The sequence below is a fragment of the Moorena producens 3L genome (assembly GCF_000211815.1).
Classification (GTDB): domain Bacteria; phylum Cyanobacteriota; class Cyanobacteriia; order Cyanobacteriales; family Coleofasciculaceae; genus Moorena; species Moorena producens.
Window position 1 is genome coordinate 41,435 of sequence record NZ_GL890815.1, and the last position, 22,501, is coordinate 63,935.

14 protein-coding genes are annotated in these 22,501 nt (G+C 43.2%); 8 read left to right on the plus strand and 6 right to left on the minus strand.

The features are described from left to right. Positions 1-12: 12 nt before the first annotated feature. Positions 13-1,788, plus strand: coding sequence for an ABC1 kinase family protein (locus LYNGBM3L_RS00190; protein ID WP_008177568.1), 1,776 nt, complete (start codon positions 13-15; stop codon positions 1,786-1,788). Here LYNGBM3L_RS00190 and LYNGBM3L_RS00195 read toward each other — a convergent pair. The 6 genes from LYNGBM3L_RS00195 to LYNGBM3L_RS00220 form a co-directional block, all read right to left on the minus strand. Beyond that, a complete protein-coding gene (locus tag LYNGBM3L_RS00195) occupies positions 1,783-2,970 on the minus strand; it encodes a hybrid sensor histidine kinase/response regulator (RefSeq protein WP_008177570.1) in 1,188 nt (395 codons plus the stop codon). The two genes, LYNGBM3L_RS00190 and LYNGBM3L_RS00195, sit on opposite strands and share 6 nt — an antisense overlap. A gap of 241 nt (positions 2,971-3,211) precedes the next feature. Then, on the minus strand, positions 3,212-3,649 hold the full coding sequence (locus LYNGBM3L_RS00200; RefSeq protein WP_008177571.1) for a response regulator: 438 nt from the start codon (positions 3,647-3,649) through the stop codon (positions 3,212-3,214). 15 nt (positions 3,650-3,664) lie between these two features. Beyond that, positions 3,665-4,765, minus strand: a complete 1,101-nt coding sequence (locus LYNGBM3L_RS00205; RefSeq protein WP_008177573.1) for an RNA-guided endonuclease InsQ/TnpB family protein — start codon at positions 4,763-4,765, stop codon at positions 3,665-3,667. Beyond that, positions 4,752-5,381, minus strand: a complete 630-nt coding sequence (locus LYNGBM3L_RS00210; protein ID WP_008177576.1) for an IS607 family transposase — start codon at positions 5,379-5,381, stop codon at positions 4,752-4,754. The genes LYNGBM3L_RS00205 and LYNGBM3L_RS00210 overlap by 14 nt, the downstream gene beginning before the upstream one ends. A 64-nt stretch (positions 5,382-5,445) precedes the next feature. Further along, a complete protein-coding gene (locus tag LYNGBM3L_RS00215; RefSeq protein ID WP_008177578.1) occupies positions 5,446-7,728 on the minus strand; it encodes a sensor histidine kinase in 2,283 nt (760 codons plus the stop codon). 512 nt (positions 7,729-8,240) lie between these two features. Then, positions 8,241-9,323 (minus strand): DNA cytosine methyltransferase, encoded by a 1,083-nt coding sequence (locus LYNGBM3L_RS00220; protein WP_008177580.1) that lies wholly within the window; start codon positions 9,321-9,323, stop codon positions 8,241-8,243. Between the two features lie 487 nt (positions 9,324-9,810). Here LYNGBM3L_RS00220 and LYNGBM3L_RS00225 point away from each other — a divergent pair, with 487 nt between their 5' ends. The 7 genes from LYNGBM3L_RS00225 (at position 9,811) to LYNGBM3L_RS39310 (ending at position 22,484) form a co-directional block, all read left to right on the plus strand. After that, positions 9,811-11,445, plus strand: a complete 1,635-nt coding sequence (locus tag LYNGBM3L_RS00225) for a pentapeptide repeat-containing protein (RefSeq protein ID WP_008177582.1) — start codon at positions 9,811-9,813, stop codon at positions 11,443-11,445. A gap of 684 nt (positions 11,446-12,129) precedes the next feature. Then, positions 12,130-12,585 carry a DUF6335 family protein gene (locus LYNGBM3L_RS00230; protein ID WP_008177584.1) on the plus strand — a complete coding sequence of 152 codons (456 nt, stop codon included), beginning with the start codon at positions 12,130-12,132 and terminating at the stop codon, positions 12,583-12,585. 350 nt (positions 12,586-12,935) lie between these two features. Continuing rightward, positions 12,936-13,778, plus strand: coding sequence for an excalibur calcium-binding domain-containing protein (locus LYNGBM3L_RS46310; protein WP_008177586.1), 843 nt, complete (start codon positions 12,936-12,938; stop codon positions 13,776-13,778). Positions 13,779-14,059: 281 nt separating this feature from the next. Then, a complete protein-coding gene (locus LYNGBM3L_RS00240) occupies positions 14,060-15,232 on the plus strand; it encodes an RNA-guided endonuclease InsQ/TnpB family protein (RefSeq protein WP_229414236.1) in 1,173 nt (390 codons plus the stop codon). 177 nt (positions 15,233-15,409) lie between these two features. Then, positions 15,410-21,166 carry an alpha-2-macroglobulin family protein gene (locus tag LYNGBM3L_RS00245; protein ID WP_008177594.1) on the plus strand — a complete coding sequence of 1,919 codons (5,757 nt, stop codon included), beginning with the start codon at positions 15,410-15,412 and terminating at the stop codon, positions 21,164-21,166. A gap of 187 nt (positions 21,167-21,353) precedes the next feature. Further along, positions 21,354-22,166 (plus strand): hypothetical protein, encoded by an 813-nt coding sequence (locus tag LYNGBM3L_RS00250; RefSeq protein WP_131827032.1) that lies wholly within the window; start codon positions 21,354-21,356, stop codon positions 22,164-22,166. A gap of 84 nt (positions 22,167-22,250) precedes the next feature. Next, positions 22,251-22,484, plus strand: a complete 234-nt coding sequence (locus LYNGBM3L_RS39310) for a hypothetical protein (RefSeq protein WP_143764178.1) — start codon at positions 22,251-22,253, stop codon at positions 22,482-22,484. Positions 22,485-22,501 lie beyond the last annotated feature (17 nt).

Here is a 22,501-nt window from a genome sequence, read left to right on the forward strand (position 1 = left end):
AAAATACTAACCTTGCAGTACGAGCCAAGAACCATTTCTGACTACTACCGCCAGCGTTCTCGGCTAGTCTGGGGGCGCAGGATAGCTTTAGTAGGGGCACTGATTACCTTTAGCATCAGGCTAGCGTGGGATTTCGTCACCGGTAGCCTTACCCAAAATCAGCCTCAACGAGCCTGGGAATTTCGCGAAAAGCTGACTGAACTTGGTCCAACCTTCATTAAATTGGGACAAATCCTTTCCTGTCGTCCGGATATTGTTCCTCCTATTTATTTAGAGGAACTCACTAAATTACAAGACCAATTACCTCCTTTCCCTAATCACATTGCCTATCAGTTAATTCAAGAAGAATTAGGGGATAACTATAACAACATCTATGGCTCACTGAGCGACAAACCCGTAGCTGCTGCTTCCCTAGGACAAGTGTACAAAGGGACACTCAAAACTGGTGAAATGGTAGCAGTAAAGGTGCAACGCCCTGGTCTGGTAGAGTGTATTTCCCTAGATATCTATATCCTGCGGAAAATAGCAGCATGGGCGCAAGAATCAATATCCTTTGTTCACAGCGACCTAGTAGCACTTATCGACGAACTAGCTATTTGCTTGTTTGAAGAAATGGACTATACCCAGGAAGGTCGCAATGCGGAAAGATTTGCCCAACTTTACGGTGACATTAATAATATCGCTGTACCACGTATATACTGGCAATACTCGGGGCGGCGGGTGTTAACCATGGAGTGGATCACTGGGACTAAATTGACGGAACTAGAAACCATTAAAGCCCAGGGATTAGACCCGAATACCCTGATTGATGTGGGATTTCAGTGTTGCTTGCGGCAACTTTTAGAAGAAGGTTACTTCCATGCTGACCCTCACCCTGGCAATTTATTGGCTACCCCTGATGGGAAATTGGCTTATCTTGACTTTGGCATGATGAGCTCAGTAGAACCGTCTTATCGGTATCGGTTACTCGAATCCGTTGTCCATATGATTACTGGTGATTTTGAAGGTTTAGCACAAGACTATAAGAAACTCGACTTTTTGCCACCGGAGACAGATGTGACCTCGCTGATTCCTGAACTCACTGATATTTTTGGTGGGGTGATGGAAGCTACTGTGTCAACATTCGGCTTTAATCGTATTATTCGGAAGCTATCCCCGTTACTTTATAAATATCCATTTAAATTACCCACTTACTACCTCCTGATTTTCCGCAGTGCCGCTACCTTAGAAGGGATAGCAATTAAGCTCAATCCTAATTTTCAGCCCTTCAATCAAACGTATCCCTATGTTGCTCAACGGCTGTTAACGGATTCATCCCCTGAATTAAGGACTTGTTTACAGGAGATTGTCTATCAGGATGATGAAATTCAATGGCATGTTTTGGAGGAGTTATTAGGTCAGGTGCGCACCAGTAGGAAGTTTGATATTAGTGCGCTCTTACACCAGGGTTTAGAATTTCTCTACTCCGAGCAAGGGAGTATATTGCGTAATGCTCTGGTTGAAGAGATGGTTACCAGTTTAGAGAATCTCTCATACAAGACTCTTGGCCAGATAACTGCATCGGTGGGCTTGGCGGTTAATGTAACTGGAAAATTAGAGTCTCCTAACCTGGAGCGGATGGAAAAGATTGGGGCTATGATTATTGAATCCTCTAGGTTTGACCTAGAATCGGTACCGAAGATGCTGGAACTTTTGTTAAAGCAGGAAACTCAACGGCTAGGTCAACAAATTGCTTCCGAAATTGCCAGGCGAATGTTTCGCTTGAGCGAAGAATCCCCGTCCTTATAGGCCGGGGAGTGTCAACATGATTAACGGTAAACTAACGGTAAATGTAGTACCATCTCCCAACTGACTCTTGAGAGAAATCTCACCACCATGAGCTTCCACACACTGTTGAACAATAGCTAGTCCTAAGCCACTACCAGGAATTGTGCCAACATTGCTAGCACGATGGAAAGGCTGAAACAGTTGCTGTTGGTCTTCTGGAGGAATGCCCATCCCCTGGTCTTGAATCCGGAAGATAACACATTCTGTCTGAGCAATCAGTTCAAACTGAACTGTTCCCCCTGTGGGTGAGTACTTAATAGCGTTGGTGAGCAAATTGCTAAAAATGTGTCGCAGCAATCGTTCATCCCATAGGGCTTCCCTCAATTCCCCTTGACTGGTAAAAACTAGCTGATGGTTGTTGTTGGTACTGATTTGTAACTCTTCCACTAATTGGTGACAAAACCGTTTCAAATCCAACCGAGTAGGTTGACACAGGAGTCTACCGGAATCAGCTTTACTGATTAATGAAACCTCATCCAACAACTGGGCCATGTTTTTGATGGCCGAGCGAATTAGCCGCAAATGAACCAGTTTTTTTTCTTGAGGTAATTGTTCCTCTTTGTCTTGGAGCAATCCAGAACAAAGGAGGATTGTATTTAAGGGATTACGAAAGTCGTGAGAGAGCATGGAAACAAATTCAGCTTTGCGCTGGTTGACTTCTTTGGCTCTAACCAACTCAGCGGTTTGTTCCTGAACCTGACTTTCTAGGGCTTGATTTTCTTGTCGTAATGCAACTGCTGCCTGCTTACGTTCAATAGCATAGCGCAAGGAACGAACCAGCATTTTTGCCTTGACTTGCCGCTTGACTAGATAATCTTGTGCTCCTTGACGAACTGCTTCAATCGCTAATTCATCATCATTGGTATTGGTTAGCACTACAATCGGTAAACTAGGCGCTTGCTTCATCAAGGGTCCGAGGGATGCTAGTCCGTGGCTGTCCGGTAGAGTCAGATCTAATAAGATCACATCGTAGGGAATTGAGATTGCTCTAGCCTCAGCGATTTCCTGGAGTGCATCCCGCAACCGCTTGACATGAACTAGACTAAAGTGCCTGAACTGAGCTTCTTTCAAAAACTCTTGTAACAATCTGGCTTCTGCCAGGTTGTCCTCAATTAACAAGATTTTTACTGAGCCTTCAGGCATTACCTTTGAGTATTTCTTCCTGCAAGTTTCTGTTAGTCAACCCTGATGTCTCATCCCTAGGGCGTGTTTTCAAAGTTTTCCGCAAGATTATGATCCCCCCCAGCCCCCCTTAAAAAAGGGGGGAGCCATACTCAAAGTCCCCCTTTTTTAAGGGGGATTTAGGGGGATCTCCGAGTTTGAAGACACGCCCTAGTGTCTCATGGTTTATGGCTAATCTGTCACCCTGCCATCCCTAATCCTTTTATTGGGATGGCAGGGTGACAGTCGAGAGCCAAAAGTCTTCAATTCCTCTGACGATTTTGAATAATTCGCTAAGATTGCGGGATTTGGTAATGTAGCAATTCACATGCAAGTCATAACTCTGGAAAATGTCATCCTGATTTCTTGAGGTAGTTAATACCACCACAGGAATTCGTTTGAGATTAGAGTCAGCCTTAATCTCTGCGAGCACCTCTCGACCATCCTTTTTTGGCAAGTTTAAATCTAGCACGATCAGGTCTGGACGGACGGCATCAGCATACTCTCCTTCTTGGTGTAAGTAAGCCATAGCGTCCATGCCATTTCGGACTGTTACTACCTGGTGGGGTACCGAGCTATTTTTTAACGCTTCTTGGATTAAGCGAATATCGGCTTTATTGTCTTCAACCAAAAATATGATTTTGTGTCTTTCGTGCAACATTTAACCTCTCTAAACCTACCCATCAGCAGGAATGATCTGTATAGCACCAGGTGAAAACCTGGTGGTTGTTGCCGACAAAGCGCGGATCATTATGTTCCGCGCGCCATTCCAATCCCGTGGTAAAGAGAAGCCACATTTTGGGCATTGGAATTTTTTACTGCCGCCTAATTTTTCGTGAATTTGACCACATTCTGGGCAAGTTTTACTGGTGTAAGATTCGTTAACTAAGACAACCAAAACATCATGACGATCTGCCATTTGAGTTAAGTGCTGGCGAAACTTGTAGTGACTCCAAGTGAGCATGTTACGAGCTGTTTTCTTGTTTAATTTCCTAGCTGACTTTACTACCATCACAGATGTCTCAAACGTTGGTAAAAAGATAAGCTTGTAATTATTGACAAGGAAAGAAGCTGACTTGTTATGGCAGTCCTTGATTAGATTTTGAATCTTTTGGCGTAAACGATGAGCAGCATTTTTCATTGCTCGTCTCTGTCTTTTTGCAGAGCTTAAGTCAATACGACTCATCAACCGATCTAGTTGCTGACAGAGTCTTTGAATCCTGCCAATATCACCAGAACCTATTTCTACATAAGTTTTACCATCAAAACCGGTAATAAATGTTCTAACGCCTGGGTCTAAAGCTATTACTTTATCCTGAGCAGTAGGGATAGGTTCAATATATTCCGGAAAAATCCCGTACCATTTCCCTTTAATCCATACTAACTGAGTTCCATATATGCATTCTTCAGGGAAACCTTGAGGTGAACGATAAGACAAGCCTTTTACTTTTGTTGGGTACCAGCATTTTTTTTTGAAGTCTCCCGCTTTAAATTTAATAACTTGCCTTGTTTCTCGACAAGATTTAAACTTAACATAACCCTGATTGGCTTTGGCTTGCTTGAAACTATCAATTGCATCGGCTACTGCTTCTTGTAATTGATGACCTGGAAGTTGGTTTACCCAATCTGGTCTATCAACTTTTCTCGCTAGTTTTTGTAAATCATAAGCACTACCTTTATAACCGTTTTTAAGCATGGCTACTGACCAATTATAGATCCAACGATAAGCATTAAGCCAAGTTTTCCAGATTTTATGAAGTTCTTTAGACGGAAACACCCTGATCTTTGAGACACTGTTGGGTGTCAACTTCACCGTCTGATTCCGAGGTTTTTTCTTGTACCGCTTTCGTGACTTGTTTTTGGTATTTTCGGAGTCCGTAAAGCCTAGCAGAGAAACAGTGGAGGATGGACAAGATATCTTCGACGAGTTCTTGCTCTGGGGATAATTTACGTTCATTGAGAACCAAGAGTTTAACTCCACTTTTTTGGCACAACCATTCAAGTAACGGAAATCCAAATCGGACTGCTCTATCTGGGTATGCAATGACAAATGCCGAGATATCACAGCTGTATATTCGTTCCAATATTTTGAGAAACTTTCGCCGTTTAAAATTGAGTCCCGATCCAACTTCTGAAATAACTTCAGCGTTTGGGTATTTTGACCGTAAAAATTCAGCTTGTCGATCAAGGTCGTCTCGTTGGGAGTGTGTAGAGACTCTTGCATAAGCGACAATGGGCTTACTCTGCGTGTGTTGTCCTTCAACACAAAACCTTCTTTGATTCCCTTGAGTCCTGATGCTGTCAAGTCTTCCGTCTTTATCCCATCTCCTGAGTGTTGTAATGGAGACACCGTAATATTGGGCTGCCTCTTTTGGGGTGACATATTTTTTCATAACAGCTTAACCTTTACAAATCTATACTTACATATTTGTAAAGGTATGACAAGGTTTGATAAGATTAAATGCTCATAGTTACACCTCCGTTTCTACGCTCACGCTCGCGTCCCCTTACTGGAATTGTAAAATAGAAGGTGGCACCGTGACCTAGTTCTGACTCTACCCAAATTTTGCCCCGGTGGCACTCCAGAATCTTTTTACATATAGCCAAACCCATACCTGTGCCAGGATACTCATCCCGGGTGTGCAGACGTTGGAAGATCACGAAAATGCGATCGCTAAACTGCGGTTCAATGCCAATCCCATTATCCTGCACTGAAAATAGCCATGAATCTTCGAGTCGTTTTGCCCCCACATGGATTTCCGGTGGCTGTTCACTGCGGAACTTGATCGCATTACCGATTAAGTTCTGGAACAGTTGCATCAACTGGGTGCTATCAGCCATAACTGTTGGGAAGGGGTCATGGGTAACCACTGCTCCAGTTTCACGGATGCGTCCCCGCAAATTAGCCAGAGCATGGTCTAAGGCCGTTTCCACTTCCGTCAGTTTAAACTCAATGCCCTGCAAATCGACTTTCGAGTAAGCCAACACATCATCAATTAGGGTTTGCATGAGGCTGACTCCCTCAACCGCAAAGGTAATAAACTCGCTGGCATCTTCGTCAAGCTTGTCATTATAGCGCATTTCTAAAAGCTGCACATAATTCGCCACTTGATTCAGGGGTTCTTGCAGGTCATGGGATGCCACATAAGCAAACTTTTTCAGTTCAGCATTGGAACGTTCTAGATCCTGAGCCAATTGAGCCAATTCATCAGCTTGGCGCAGAACAATATTAATCAGTGCTTTCCTCAGTTCCAGTGCTGTCTTAATTTCTACCTGTTTCCAGGGTAAAGAGGTTAAGCGAACGGTTTCTTTCCATAGTTCAAAGGATTTACGGGGCGACAGTTGCAAAGTCCCCTCTGTGTGGGTTGTTTCAAAGGCTTTATTGGGGTCACCCCCCCAATTAACCGTTTGAATCACCTCTGATCGGAACCACAGTACATAGTTTCTCTTGGAAATGGGGATGGCTAGCAGGCCACTACCAATATCTTTAAACCGTTGTGCATCAGGATAAATGCGAGGCAGAGAATCAGTATAGAAAACCTCTTGATTAACATTCTGTTTCAGCCATTGCACCAAAAACTTCAGGTCTTCTTCACTAGGGGTTTCACCAATAACCGTAAAATTATCCCCAAAACAAATTGCTGCACCTTGAGCACTGGTTAAGTCCAGTAAATTGGGGTCATGCTTAACTAAGCCATCAATAAAGTTTTCTTCTTGGGACATATACTCAATCAATATTGATTGAATATAGGACAACTTCATCTGATAGTCATAGTCTTCCGTCTCTTCTCGGGCTGAAATTTCTGAGAAAATCACTCGTCCTAAAAATTCGCAAGCTTTGCGCAACTCATAGGATACATACTTAGGAGTTTGATGATGACAAGCAATAAGTCCCCAGAGTTTTTTATCTTTAATCAATGAAATAGTCAAAGACGCCCCAACTCCCATATTGTGGAGGTACTTGATATGACAGGGGGAAGCACTTCTGAGAATTGATAATGTTAAATCAAGGGGGCGATTGGTGATGGGATTATCGGTAGGAAAAATCTCAACAGGTTGGGAATTGGCATCTGGAATTAAGCGGATCCAATTGGAACAGAATAATCGTCTAGCTGGTTTAGGAATATCGGATTCTGGATAGTGTAAGCCTAGGTAAGATTCCAGACTGTCTAGTTTTTCTTCGGCAATAACTGCTCCATGGTCATCATCTTCAAACTTATAGAGCATCACCCGGTCAAACCCAGTGACTTTTCGCACCTCTTTGACAATGATCTGACAAAAATCTCGGAGGTTTGAGGTTTGTTGGAGCTGGTTGATGGAGGCTCTTGCTAGATGATAAAAGCTTAAAAATGGGATAGTTTCCCGGGAAACTGCTGGTTCTAATTCCAGAATCAGACAGCCATCTGAGTTACGATGAAACACACCATCAAAGACTGCGTAATCATCGCCTTTTTTCCTCGCCCAAATTTTAGTAGGATTGATTAGGTCTAGATTTTCCTCAGATAACCCAGCTTTAATTCTCTCCACTTGGAATGGGTCAAGTACATCTTCTAGGGTTTTTTCTAGCATGGCTTCGGCAGGGATTCCCAAAACCCTAGAGGTATTGTTGCTAACTTGTAATATTTTTAGCTCAGGCTCTTCCAGTACCAACAGTCCCCCATGAGGCTGAATCTGACCAATCACATGAATCGGTTCGTGATCCAATTTGGTTTGTTGTGCTGGTAAATCTATTCCTAGCATAATTCTCTGACCTTAATCCAGGATTATCAACAGTTATACGAGTTCTAGAAGGAAGGCTCTCCGATTATCGATATCATTCCTAATACTATTTTGCCTAATACTATTTGGTCTAATACTTGTGGATCTTTAACCGAACTTACCTATGACTAGCTAGCAATCTCTAGTATATCCCAGGAAGTCAACGACTAGGTCTAGAGTAATTTTTAAAAAAACATTAAATTTTTTGTCCTGCCTTTAGATCTTCTGCTGTTTCTGGGATTCCTCTTGATTGCAAGAGCAATGTTAGCCTTGCTTCTAAAAAAATATTAATAATAATACGTAAAAACTCAATATTTAATAATTTAACTTAACAAAAAACGTTAACTTCTGATGGACAAACGTAAACGCAAATCAGGTTGTTACCCCTACTCCCTACTCCCCACACTCCATTAAGGGAGTAGGGAGTAGGGAGTAGGGGTAACTAAGTTGACTGTATCTCCCCACACTTCCCACACCTCCCACACTCTTATCCCCTACAGCCGCAGATGCAATTTGTCGCAAAGCTGATCAAAATAGGATTGAAAGTCTTTTGTCGTTGATACCTCAGAGGGGAAGATGGCTTTATGGATTGCTTCTCCAACTGCTTTGGCTAACCGTGGTGGTACAGCATTACCAACCTGTCTGTATCGTGATGTTTTAGAACCTTTGAATACAAAATGATCAGGAAAGGATTGGAGTCTAGCTGATTCCCGTACCGTCAGCCGTCTTACCCCTTCAACTGTTCCTGATCTCGGCTTTCCCCCATTCATTAAATGACGGTGATACACCAGTAAAACACCTTCAGGATCAATAATGTGGGTGCAGTAACCGACTGTAGTAGCGGTAATGGTAGGACTTGGTGCATCGAAATTGATGGGTTTTCCCCCACCTTTGACTAGAGTTGCTGTCCAAGGGGTAGGACGAATAACGGGTTTATTGGCATAGGAAACTTTAGTGGTATTGGGCTCATAGTCAGGAACATCAGTTAAGGCTGAACCCGATGAAATATAGGGATTAGATGTCCCTAAACCATGGGTTTTCCGGGGAAACGTAAAATCATTTTTTGTGGCTAAACCGACGAAAAATAGACGTTCACGATACTGGGGAATTCCATAGGATGCTGCCTCTAACACCTCTACATAAACTGAATAATCTAGGGTTTGAAGCTGCTGCTCAATCCATTGATAATAGTGATTTTTTTTAGACCTTTGCAACCCAGGCATAGTTTCCATTAAAAATGCCTTTGGTCGAATATCCCTTACCGCTCGAATAAATTCTGGAACTAAATCCTTAGGCTTGGCTCGGGATAACTGTTTATTTCGCTCTTGGTTTGGGACAGAAAAAGGTTGACATGGCGGTGAACCTACTACTAGGTCAATACCTTGAAATTGAGTAAAGTCTATAGCTCGAACATCGGAGCGAATAACATTAGTGCTAGGAAAGTTTTCTCGATAAGTGGAAACAGCAGACTTATCAATTTCTATTGCTGTGGTGATCTGCCACCCAGCCATATGGAAACCTAGAGAAAGGCCACCTGCCCCTGCAAATAGATCGATGGCGTTTTTTGAATCATTCATGACTTAGGGAGCAGTTTTTAGCTATCAGCTATAGCATTTTTATTTGGAGTAGGGAGTAGGGAGCAGCGGTAAGAAAATTTACTGTACCTCATAATTATGATCAGGGCTATATTTGGACTAATTGTAGTTTAAGGGTATCAGCTGATTTTGTTATGCCAAATTGGTACATATTTGATTATTTACGATCAGGTTAGTAAGGTTTAAGGGTTAAGGTTGAAGGTTGTAAATTGAAGGTTTAAACTTGGAGGTTTAAGGTTGAATGTTAAAGGTTGAAAGTTTAAATTTGAAAGTTGTTAGCCTTTGGCGTCCCTTGTAGGGTAGGGTGAAAATACTGAGTGATCTGAATTAGCTAAAACCATGCTATAAATACCCTGTTTTTTCCCACTCTCCTCACCCTCCCCAAACTTCCTAGTTTTTACCCTATTCCCTATTCCCTATTCTCTGTTCAATACTTCTGATGCTAGAGTTATGCTAAATCAGCAAGACAATGACAGAGTTTAGCCAGGGTAATAAAACTAAAAAACTAACTATTGCCGCCTCTTCAAAAGGTGTCGAAACAGCGAAAAAAGCTTTGGAAAAGCTAGAGTTTGAGCTAAAAAGTAACTTTCCTAAGTCACAAGGTATAAGTCACTATACAGTTACAAAATTTTTGAAATCAGAGCCAATTCAGCTTGATTTATTTAAACGGATATGCGAGGGATTGACCCTAGACTGGAAAGAAATTGCGGGAATAGTAGAAGAAAAATCATCAGAACAACTAAACAAAACTGATGGCAGTAGCTCAGAGCCGGTGCAGGGTGTAGAGCAAAGTCAAACCCTGACGCACCAAGAGACTATAATCGAAAGACAAAGTCAAACAATAAAAGCTGTTCTTGTATTAGAAGGAGATATAAATTCAGTTCAACCTTCAAAACTGATTGAATCTATTTTACAACAATCTTCAGGATACACGATCAACATTATTGATATCAAACCAAGCCGCTTAATCTTAGAGGGGTTTCAAGAAGCTATCGAAGGGCTTGAAGCTCGGATAAAATCAGAAGACCTAAAAGAATTAAGTGGTTTTCCTGTTAAAGATATTCAAATTTTGAACGAAAGTTCAGATGATGAAGATAATAGCAAGCTTGATCATAAATGGCGTCTAGTCGCAGAGATTGCTAGTGGTGGAGCTGTGGGTCGAGACTTGAGGGGTGCGAACCTCAGTGATGCGGACCTCAGTGATACCAAGCTCAGTGGTGCTAACCTATGTGATGCAGACTTGAGTGGTGCAGACTTGAGTGGTGCCGACTTAAGTGGTGCCGACTTCAATGATGCAAACCTTAGTGGTGCCGACCTCAGTAGTGCTAACCTGATTCGTGCTAATTTGATTCGTGCGAACTTGAGTGGTGCTAACCTCAGTGATGTTAAGGTGATTGGTGGGAACCTCGGTAATGCTAACCTCAGCAATGCCAACTTCAGTAGTGCGAAGCTAATTCGTGCCAATCTTAGTGGTGCCGACCTTAGTGGTGCCGACCTCAGTAATGCGAACTTCAGTGGTGCCTCTCTGTATAGTGCCAACCTCAGTAATGCCAATCTCAGTAGTGCTAACCTCAGGGGTACTGAGCTGAGTGGTGCCAATCTCAGTGGTGCCGATCTGCGGGGTACCAAGCTCAGTGGTGCCAACCTCAGTGGTGCCAACCTCAGTAATGCCAAGCTGATTGATAGCAATCTCAGGGGTACTGAGCTGAGTGGTGCCAACCTCAGTGGTGCCAACCTCAGGGGTGCCTCTCTTTATAGTGCTAACCTCAGTGGTGCCAACCTCAGGGGTGCCTCTCTTTATAGTGCCAACCTCAGTGGTGCCAATCTTAGTGGTGCCAACCTTAGTCTTGCCAACTTGTGTCCTATGAGGGTGTCTGGTACCGATTTTAGTGCTGCAAACCTCAGTGGCGCTAACCTTGGTGGTGCCTACTTGTATCGTGCTGACCTTAAAGATACCGATCTCAGTAGTGCCAACCTCACTGGTGCCGATCTCAGTAGTGCTAACCTTAATGGTGCTGACGTGAAAAATGCCCGATTCGGATATATTGTAGGAATTGATGAATCCACAAAGCTTAAGCTAATTAAAAGAGGAGCAATTTTTTAGAATTTTCCAGGTGAACCCTCTGAAATTAGTTCTTGAAAACTTACCAGTTATGTGTATTAAAAAAGAGCGATCGCCTAATTTACCTAACTGGTAATTCGACTGATAATTTATCTGTATTAAAAAAGAGCGATCGCTCTTTTTTACCTAACTGGTAATTCGTCTGATAATTTATCTGTATTAAAAAAGAGCGATCGCCTAATTTACCTAACTGGTAATTCGACACTAATTTCATTAGCTATATCCAATAACAGTCAAACGGTTAACCTTTAACCATCAACAACCTTGTTATTAATAACATAAATCAGGTTTATCAACAATAATTTCGGGACTTATAAAGGGATTTTAACCTAAAAAAAACTCCTAATTTTCAATGCTTAAGCTAAGCTTTAAACAAAGCGATCCATCACGTTTTTAAAACGTTAATGTTCAGGGGAAGCAGCCATGATTTCTAGGTGGCCACCATTGTAGCTAAGGGCTAAGCAGCGATAAGTTTACAATTTATTGAGTAATGTTTCATAGTTTTGCTAACTGATAGCATAGCGTTATATTCCTGATAATGCTGGGGTGAAGGGAGTGATGGTGATGGGGAGAGTGCTTGTGAATTTTAATTATTTTAGCAGTATAATTTAATTATAAGGAGAATTTTAATGAATCAAACAATGACACTAATCAGGAGTAACGATTATGAAAGATTACAAGAACAACGATGTAGTCAACTCTTATGAAATTGTCAACCGAGAGGAAGGGTATACTCACAACCGTAATACTGAAGAAGTCTTGTTAGCAGACCTGACTGGAATAGAAGACCCTGACCGGATTTTTGAGGGTGTGGTTGACCGTGACACTGGGATGGGACGCACCTTGGAGAAGTTGAGAATTAGCAAACTATCCGGTGGCAATGTGACCGGTGGCGATATTTATGATAATTGGTATCAGGCTGAAGTAGTGGGGGAAGAAGCAGTTGGAGGACAAACGCCCACTCCTGACCAAAATGTAACTGAAGACTTGCTGGAGTCCATGGGGATTTCTTCAGTTGATGGTGAAGCTGTGCAAACTCGAGACAAGTTAGAGGTTCGTGATCACCTCCGCTGGGAGCTGAACCCTGAATCTTCTGAAGATTACTCCGAGCACTCGAAATAAGGTACTGTTGGCAACGGATGGCTTAACGGATGTCAGGGATAGGGAGAGGGATTGATGTTTTTTTGGGGATTATTTTGGGAATTGATTAGTTTGGGAATATCGGGACTTAAACCATAAAAAACGTCTAAAAGAGGGGATATTTGCTGCCAACCTTAGTTTTCCCCTCTAGTTCAATCCCGATGAATCAGACAACTACCGCAAAGGAAACAATGATGATTTATACTAAAAAAAATTCTGGTAATTTCCTGGCGGTTTTTGTGTGACAAAATACTACAATTGAATTATGTAAGGGGCTTGAAAAATTAGACAAATTCACGTAAAGTCATTAAAGTAATCTCAACCATAGAATAGTGAAACAAATTTTCCTGAGAAGCTTTCAAGCTTTTGTGATGACAGTTCTGTTGATGCTTTCGATAGTAGCATCACTGACTAGTTACCCCGATATAGCCCTAGCCCAAACAGATTCTAACATCTCCAGCCCTGGTTCTCAGGTTGAAATCCTACATCCAACTGCTTTTGTTAACCTAAATAATGGCTCGTTCACACCTAATTTTGGAGCTGTAGCTAACATTTTCAATGGCAATGGACTGACTGGTAGCGGCACGGAACTGGATCAACTCCACGTAGCTGGAGGAAATTCAGCTAACTTTCTCTCAGCTAAGCTAAATCATTGTGCAACCGCAGCTGATGTCAACTTTGACTTTGACTTTGGCAGCCCAGTCCTATTCAATACACTAGCCCTCTGGAATTACAATGCTTTCAATACAACGGCAACTAATCGGGGCATCAAAGACTTTATCTTAGTTCTCTCTAACAATTCAGATTTTAGTGATCCAGTTTTTGAATCTTCAACCCTAACTCTGCCTAAAGGACCTGCAACCAATATTCCGGCTACTATCTTCTCTTTTCCTAATGTGGAAGCTCAGTTTGCCAGAATCGATGTTGTCTCCAACTATGGACCGACAAGTCTGATTGGCTTATCTGAGGTTCGTTTTGCCAAGATGGTTAGTAACACAACACCTATCTCGTCTCCTGATCTACAACCTGAATTGCCCAATTGCGTGAATTCAGATTGCAATTGTTCAGATTTCAGTACTCAAGCTGAAGCCCAACAGGTGCTTGATGCCTTTCCCGGCGACCCCCACCGGCTAGACCGTGATAAAGATGGTATCGCTTGTGAGTCACTGCCGTAAACAAAGTAATTGTATTTTTGGTTTTGGGGAGTTTCACAGTTACTTAATGTGATCCGGAGGCACCCCACCAAAAAGCCCTAACCTACTACACCAGCACTACCCCGACGAGTTAACTTTTGGGGGGTTTGGCGGGCTATAAGTCCGCGCGCGAAATCTTTGATTTGGCGTTGGGATACATGGACAAGCCAAGCCAATTGAAACCCTCGATGGGGTGATAATTGGCAATCGGATAAATAGTCTAACAAGACGGCAATATTTGTTAGACTATTTGTATGGAAAGCATGACTTACACATATCGCATTCATCCAGATATCGACCAAGAAGCAAAGATGCTTGATTGGCTCGAACAATGTCGGCGTGTTTATAATTACGCACTACGACAAAGAAAAGACTGGATCAATAGCCGTAAGTGTAGAGTTGACGCTTGTAGTCTCAGGCAGGAATATATTATCTCTGCTGACGAACCATATCCTGACTACTACAAACAACAGAACGCACTGACAGTCGCCAAGAAAAGCATTCGTGAATTTCAGGCTGTACATTCTCAAGTCCTTCAAGATGCTCTCAAGAGACTTGATAGAGCATTTAAGATTAGACAACAGAGACAGTTTGGGTTTCCACGCTTCAAGAAGGTTGGACGTTATCGTTCGTTTGTATTCCCTCAGTTCAAATCGAATCCGATTACTGGGTGGCAAATCAAACTCCCTAAGATTGGTAAGATGCCGATTGTTCTGCATCGAGCTATTCCAAAAGGATTTGTTATCAAGCAGGTTCGAGTCCTGATGAAAGCTTCGGGGTGGTATGCTCAACTGATTTTGCATTCTGACATATCTATCCCCGATCCGATGCCTCATGGTGAACCCTTGGGTATTGATTGGGGGATTTCCAGTTTTGTCGCTACCAGCCAAGGTGAATTGATTGATAATCCTCGGTTCTACATTCAGTCTCAAAGCAAGCTTAAATGGCTGCAACGCAGATTGAGTAAGAAACAAAAAGGAAGTAAATCTTATCAAGCTTTGACACACAAAATATCTTTGCTGCACGAAAAGATTGGTAATCAGCGAAAAGATTTTCACTACAAAGTTAGCCATCATCTTTGCCGTCAGGCAGGAATGATCTTTGCTGAAGATTTGAACATTTTGGGATTGAGCAAAGGTATGCTTGCCAAGCACGTCTTGGATAGTGCGCCTGGTCAATTCTTGAATATCTTGGATTGGGTTTGTCGCAAGACTGGGACTTACTATCAAAAAGTTGATGCTAAAGGCAGTAGTCAACTTTGTCCTGAATGTGGGGCTGATGTGCCTAAAGACTTGAGTGTCAGAATACATAGTTGTCCAGAATGTCAGATCGTCATGCCTCGCGATGTGGCTAGTGGCAAAATTATCGTAAATAGAGGTATTGCAGCCGTTGAAGGTCTAGCGGTCGTCAAGCTGGGTGTGGAGGAAGAATCGTAGGATTACCAATGAAGCACCAAGTTCTCGCAAGTTGAGAAGCCCAGGCTATATTACGTAGCGATAGCGAAGTAATTAGCGTTGGGAGTATGTCACGGAAACTTAGCACAATCCTGCCAAATTAAAAAATCTGAGCTTTAATCAATAGTGGAAGCTGCAAGAGGAAAATCTAGGCACGCCATGGGTAGGGTAATTAAAACAGCCATAGGGTTATTACTGGGATTATCTCTCATCCTAGGTATAATAAGCTGTGATAGCGCTAAACTAACTTCAGGGTTTGAACCCTTACCAGCAGTAGCTCCCCTACCGATGCCTCAAATCCCAGAGTGGATTGAGCAAATTAGTCCCATCGGCATAGCTGAGCCCCTCTCTCAAATTCGGATTCGCTTCAAAGACCCCTTGATTCCCGTTGAACGCTTGGGAAGTCCGAATCAGCGGGAAATATTACAGAAATTTGAAATCATACCCCCTATCCCTGGGCAATTTCGTTTCTTAACCCCACGGATGGTAGGATTCCAAGCTGACCAAGCTCTGCCTCTAGCCACTCGTGTCCAAGTTACCCTCAAAGCTGGATTAACTGACCTAAACAATCATAGTCTAGAACAAGACTTAGCCTGGACCTTCAATACTGCCCCGATCCAGTTAACCAATCTGCCAGCAACTCAGAGGAATCCAGAAGCCGAACCACAACCGATTGCCCTGGAGCCTAAGTTAGAGTTTACCTCCAATACTCAATTGGATCTCGCTTCAGTAAACGAGCACTTGACCATGACACCAAAAGGTCAGACTCAGAGTGTCAAGCTAGATGTAGCCCTTAAAGAACAAGAGGATGTTTCCTCAGAGTATAGGCAACCCGCTCAGGAATTTAACCCCTCCTTGCGGCCATGGATTTATACGATCACCCCTAAGCAACCCCTAACTAAAGCTACCGATTACAAATTAGCCTTTGCCCCTGGTGTGCGTCCCGCTCGCGGCAATATCGCGACCGAAACCCCTTTCGTTAGTCAAGTCAAAACCTTTGACCCCTTGACCTATCAGGAAACCACATTTTACGGACAGCCAGAGGCGGGAGGCGCTTATGGACGGTTTGTGAACGGGGCAGCTCAGTTGGAATTTAATAATCCTTTGCTAGCCTCTTCCGCCATGGAGAATATTACGGTTGAGCCTGCTCCCAAGGAAGCTCCCAAATTGGTGCAAGCTTATGATGGCAATCGATTCGTTAACCTTAATCCTTGGGCATTAGAACCAGAAACTACCTATACCGTTACTCTCGGTGCTAATCTCACTGACCAATTTGGGCAAACCTTGGGTGAACCAATAACCTTTAAGTACGAAACAGGGGATTTAGCAGGGGATATCTGGGCTCCCTCGGATTTGCATATCTTTCCCTCTACCCTAAAAAGCAATTCCGAGTCCCTACAGTTGAATATTTCTACAGTCAATTTACCGCAACCGGAGTATAAAGCCGCTTATCGCATTGTTCAACCTACTGACTTGGTCTATAAAGATTCCGCTTATCCGAGTGGCAAGAGCAATGATTTATTACCGAAGCCAACTCAATGGGAACGTTTCCGGGTAGCGGGAAAGAAAAATAAAACCACTAATATCGCGGTTTCCCTGAGGAAACGACTGGGAGGTCCAACGGGAATGTTGGCCTATGGGGTGCAAGCGAAAACCAATCGCTATCAGGATGGCAATGGAAACGAAAAGTGGTGGGAACCAACCTTTTATGGCATGGTGCAGCTGACCAATTTGGGAGTGTTTGCGCAATGGTTCCCTGATTCCGGTTTGGTGCAAGTGAATCATCTGTCCGATGGCTCACCAGCAGCAGCAACGGTAGAGATATATAAGTCTGAGCTGAATGCTTCCTATCGAGGCTCACCAAAACCCTGTGCGATCGCAAAAACTGACAGAACTGGCACCATCGCCCTAAACAGCCAAGCTCTACGTCAATGTATGAATGGGGCAACGCGCTTCACTAAAGGTCCGCAATTACTGGTAATTGCTAAAGAAGGCAAAGACTGGGCATTTACTCGAACCAATGAATATAGTGGGTATTATGGCTACGGGATTTATTCAGACTGGGACAATGGCAAACCAAAATCCCGAGGCACTATTTTCTCAGACAGACAGCTTTACCAACCAGGAGAAAAGGCTTGGTTCACTGCAGCAGCCTATTATCTAGAAAAAGATAACCTCACCCAAGACAAAAATGCCTCCTATCAGGTCACCCTGGTAGAACCCAATGGTAAGAAGACAGGTTTAGGCACTAAGAAAACCAATGAATTTGGTACCTTTTCCCTAGAATTACCCCTGAAAGAGAATCAACCCCTAGGTTTCTATACCGTCCAGGCCAGGGGAAGCAATGGCAGAGAAATTTCAGGTGGTTTCCGAGTAGCTGAGTTTAATCCTCCTAACTTTAAAGTTGACCTAACCCTTGCTCAAAAATTTGCTAACATGGGCGAGAAGGTGGACGCTAATGTCCAAGGAAATTATTGGTTTGGTTCAAATGTAGATGGGGGCAAGGTGGCTTATTACGTCACCCGCACCCCCGTCTACTTTACTCCAGAAGGATGGGAAGAGTTTTCCTTTGGTCAGCAGTGGTTTTGGCCCCAGGAAAGACCGCAAGTTACCAGTGATGTCCTCCAAACTAATCAAACCTTGAGTGAGTCTGGGGAAAGTAGTCTAACTATTCCGGTGACGAAAGACCTGCCCTATCCCATGACTTACCGGGTAGATTCCCAAGTTACCGATGTCTCGAATCTGTCGGTATCCGATTCTAAAACATTTACAGCTTTACCTAGCGATAAACTAATTGGATTAAAAGGGGATTGGGTGGCGGATGCCGGAAAACCATTCCCTGTAGAAGTGATTGTTACTGACCCCACCGGTAAATTAATTAAAGGACAATCAGTACGCCTGGAACTGCAAGAAATGAAATACAGCAGTGTTACCCAGGTGTTGGCAGGGAGTCAGCGAGAAAAGAATCAGGTGGAATACAAAACCGTTAAAGAGGTAACTGTCCGTTCCGGTAGTAGTCCAAAATCCATCAAGCTCACTCCCCCCTCATCCGGTTCTTATCGAATTCGCGCTAATTTGGCTAAAGCTAAAAATGACTTAGCAGCAACAGACTTACAAATTTGGGCAACCGGTGGAAACTCAGTGTACTGGGGGTCTCGCTATGATAACTCTCGTCTGGATATCAAACTAGACAAGGATAGCTATAAGCCGGGGGAAACAGCTACAGCCTTGATTCAATCTCCCTATCCTGAAGGGGAATTGTATTTTTCAGTAGTTCGGAACAATACTCTCTATCGCAAAGTAGTCAAAGTTAAAGGGGGTGCGCCAGAGATTAAGTTCAAAGTCACTCCCGAGATGGTACCTAATGCAGCAGTAGAAGCAGTAGTAGTGCGCCAAGGCAAACCCCTATCCCAAGTGGAGCCGGGGAGTGTAGAAAATCTGGTGCGGATCGGTTTTGCTCCGTTTAATACCAAGTTGGATGATAACTATCTCAAGGTAACAGAGACATTGCAGTCTAAGTCCATTGAACCTGGTGCTAAGCAAACAGTGGAATTATCATTGCAAAATTCTAAGGGTAAACCAGTAAAGGGACAGTTTACCGTGATGGTTGTCAATGAAGCCATCTTGCAACTGAGTGGCTACCAAGTACCGGATTTAGTAGAGACCGTGTATGCTCAGCAAGATATTTCCACTCGCTTCAGTGATAACCGTCCTAAGGTGGTGCTAGAAAAGCTAGCGACGCGAATGATGGACAAAGGCTGGGGCTATGGTGGAGGAGAGTCTTCTGGCGCAGCTAGTACTCGGATTCGCACGGAATTCAAACCCTTAGCCTACTACAATGGTTCACTGGTAACAGATGCCAATGGTAAAGCAAAGGTAACCTTTAAACTACCAGATAATTTAACCACTTGGCGGGTGATGGCAGTAGCAACGGATGGCAACCTACACTTTGGTAATGGCCAGGCTACCTTTATCACCACCAAGCGGCTGATGGCTAATCCAGTATTACCTCAATTTGCTCGTCCAGGCGATCGCTTTAAAGCTGGGATAGCGCTAATTAATAATACTGGGAAAACGGGAGATTTACAGATTAATGCACAACTGACCGGTGGGGTTCAGTTTGATGGTGGTAAAGGGCCTACGCTGAATCAAAAAACCTCAGCCAAGACCGGAACCAGTGGTTATCGTTTTCCGATGGTAGCCAATAACTTGGGTAAAGCTAAAGTCAAGTTTACGACTAAGCTCAATGGTAATCAAGATGGGTTTGAAGTGCCTTTAGCTGTCAAACCCGTTGACATTACTGAGCAAGTGGTGGAATCGGGAGTAACCAGGAATCAAGTAAAAATCCCAGTGAATATAGCTAGTAACGTGGTACCTGACAGCGGAGGGTTAGAGATTTCCCTGGCTAGTACTCTGATTCCTGAAATTACTGCTCCGGCTAAGCAAGTCTTGGGTAACGAAGACTTACCCTTCTTAGAACCGGTAGCAAGTAAATTAGCGATCGCATCCAATTTGGAAATACTCGGCAAACAATATGGTCAGACCTTTGCTGAGTTTAACCCTAGCCAACAAGGCACTGAGGCTATCAAACAGTTACAGAAACTCCAGCGACCAGATGGTGGCTTTGCCAGATGGCCCGGACAAAAATCCTCAGACCCCTTCGTCTCTCCCTATGCTGCTACTGCTCTAGCTCGGGCTAAAGCAGCAGGATTATCAGTAGATTCCGGGATGGTGAGCCGTCTCCAGAACTACTTGCAGAAAATATTGGCCAATCCTGGTCAGTATGATTATTGCAAGAGCGTAGTGTGTAAGAGTAAGGTGCGATTAGAAGCACTGATGGGATTAGCAGAACTCGGTCAAACCCGCAGTGACTTCCTAGGATACCTTTATGAACAAAGCAGTAACTTCGACCGGGTCACTCAGATTAAATTAGCGCGTTACTTATTACAGTTTCGTCAGTGGCGGAGCCAAGCCCAAACTCTAGTTAATCAGTTTCAGGAAAGCATCTATCAAACTGGGCGTTCAGCTCGGATAAATTTACCCCAAAGCTGGCGTTGGCTGGATTCGTCTACTACTGCACAAGCTCAAGCCTTGCGTCTATTTATTGCCCAAAACAGTTCAGCCGAGGTTCGCAGTAAACTATTACAAGGGTTATTAGAGTTACGGCGAGATGGCACTTGGCAAACTAGCTACGATAATGCCCAAGCCTTGAGTGCCTTAGTAGACTATAGTCGATTACAGCCTACACCCCCCAGCTTTGGAGCAACGGTGCAACTAGCAGGGAAAAAACTTGGCTCAGCCCAGTTCCAGGGGTATAAGAAACCTAGTCAATCGATTCAGGTTACCATGGATAACTTACCCCGAGGTCGCCATGACCTGATTGTCAAAAAATCTGGTTCAGGGACTCTACACTACTTAACCAGCTATCGTTATCGCTTACAAGGCAATCAACCCGGTCGGTTTAATGGATTACGAGTAAACAAGACCATACGTCCCGCTAATCAGGAAAAGGTGTTGCGAAAGATTGGACTGTATGCTCTCAAAGACCCATTAACAGTACCAGCCGGACAAGTGTTTGATATTGGCGTGGAGGTGATTACCGATCATCCAGTGGATCATGTGGTGATCGAAGATCTCTTACCAGCTGGGTTGGAAGCAGTGGATACTAGTTTCCAAACTGCTACTCCTTACTTCCAAGCTCAACAGGATAGCTGGCAAATAGATTATCAGAAAATTCATCGCGATCGCATTGTGGCTTATGCCGATCGATTGGAGGCTGGTGTCTATAATTTACATTATCTGGTGCGCTCAGTTACACCAGGAACCTATTTATGGCCCCCTGCCCAAGCACACCTCAACTATGCCCCAGAAGAATTTGGCAGGTCGGCTTCCTCTACGTTAGTGATTAATGATTAGTGATTAGTGATTAGTAATTAGTTAATTGTTAATTGTTAATTGTTAATTACCATTATGCCTTTGCCTTAAATTGACAAACGAGTAGTGATTGAATACCCTTTTAAAGTTGATGGTGCTAAATCCATATCCGAATCAAAAAACGAATCCCAATAAAAAACCAAATGTCCGCCCCTTGGAGGTCAAGCTAATGTTAGAGTTTAATAAATCTTCAGCTATCGACATCGAGAAAGGAAATTCGACAACAACTCATAATCATGAAACCATTGAAACCGTTGTCAAAACGGAGAATCAGGAAACTAATAAAATAGGCTTAACTCAGCCAAAATTTTGGTCTAAGCCACTGATTGGACATATCGCCTTAACTTCTGTATTGGTTTTACTGATTACTGTAGGAGTAATCTTTCTCTATTCCTTAGGTAACTACCAAACCCAAAAGTGGTTGTTACCCCCAAGAGCACCAGTTGCCTATACTGAGACCATCGCTGAGGCTGCTCCCCTTGAACAAGAAAGAATTAGTGACCAAATCCAAGAAATCCAAGCGCGAGACCAAAGGCATTTTAAAATGATGACATTCTTCTACAACAATTACTATATGTCTAAGTTAATGACCTATGGTACAGCGATTGTAGCAGGAATTTGTTTACTCTTTATTATTCGAGCAGGTTGGAATAGTACTCACCCTTATGTGATTAATATCTTCGTAGTGGTTTCAGCATCAGCTATTATGTTTGGAAATCTTCCTGGATTATTCCGGTATGAGGACAGTATTGTCAATAACAAACAGTTATACCTGAACTATGCATCTCTAAAGAATGAGGTAAATAGCTACTTGGTCACAGGTCAAGATATCCATGGTAATCCTAGAGAAATGAAGTACTTCATTAATCACATTGATCAGGAATTAAGTCGATTAAATCAACTACCAATTGGGTTTGAGAGAACTCGACTCTTAGATTATCCCAATTTATATAGCAGCTCTCAATTGGATCAGGGACTTTAGTCCTGGGTTATAGGGAGTAGGGAGTAGGGAGTAGGGAGTAGGGAGTAGGGATGCAGTTGCTGTTTCCGTGTTCAATTTAGTCTAATGATATTTTGGCTGAAATGGATTTTACTAGGTGTTATGCTAGCAGTGAGCATCCTACTCCTAAGGCAAGTCCTCTATGACCGTTGCTCAAGAATCTACTTAGGTCTGAAATATCCAGCACCAGGTAAATTGGTAGATGTGGGCGCTAAACCTTGGCCAATAGGCACGCGCGTCGCGTTCAACCAACCGGTTAATCTACCCTACACCGAACGCCAAAGGCGAACAAGCAAATAACCTTTAACCTAACAACT

Coding starts and splice junctions, on each gene's coding strand:
- LYNGBM3L_RS00220 (WP_008177580.1), bottom strand. CDS start 9,323: ATGAATGATTCAAAAAACGCCATCGATCTATTTGCAGGGGCAGGTGGC.
- LYNGBM3L_RS00215 (WP_008177578.1), bottom strand. CDS start 7,728: ATGCTAGGAATAGATTTACCAGCACAACAAACCAAATTGGATCACGAA.
- LYNGBM3L_RS39310 (WP_143764178.1), top strand. CDS start 22,251: ATGATATTTTGGCTGAAATGGATTTTACTAGGTGTTATGCTAGCAGTG.
- LYNGBM3L_RS00225 (WP_008177582.1), top strand. CDS start 9,811: ATGACAGAGTTTAGCCAGGGTAATAAAACTAAAAAACTAACTATTGCC.
- LYNGBM3L_RS00195 (WP_008177570.1), bottom strand. CDS start 2,970: ATGCCTGAAGGCTCAGTAAAAATCTTGTTAATTGAGGACAACCTGGCA.
- LYNGBM3L_RS00200 (WP_008177571.1), bottom strand. CDS start 3,649: ATGTTGCACGAAAGACACAAAATCATATTTTTGGTTGAAGACAATAAA.
- LYNGBM3L_RS00230 (WP_008177584.1), top strand. CDS start 12,130: ATGAAAGATTACAAGAACAACGATGTAGTCAACTCTTATGAAATTGTC.
- LYNGBM3L_RS00245 (WP_008177594.1), top strand. CDS start 15,410: ATGGGTAGGGTAATTAAAACAGCCATAGGGTTATTACTGGGATTATCT.
- LYNGBM3L_RS00250 (WP_131827032.1), top strand. CDS start 21,354: ATGTTAGAGTTTAATAAATCTTCAGCTATCGACATCGAGAAAGGAAAT.
- LYNGBM3L_RS00240 (WP_229414236.1), top strand. CDS start 14,060: ATGACTTACACATATCGCATTCATCCAGATATCGACCAAGAAGCAAAG.
- LYNGBM3L_RS00210 (WP_008177576.1), bottom strand. CDS start 5,381: ATGAAAAAATATGTCACCCCAAAAGAGGCAGCCCAATATTACGGTGTC.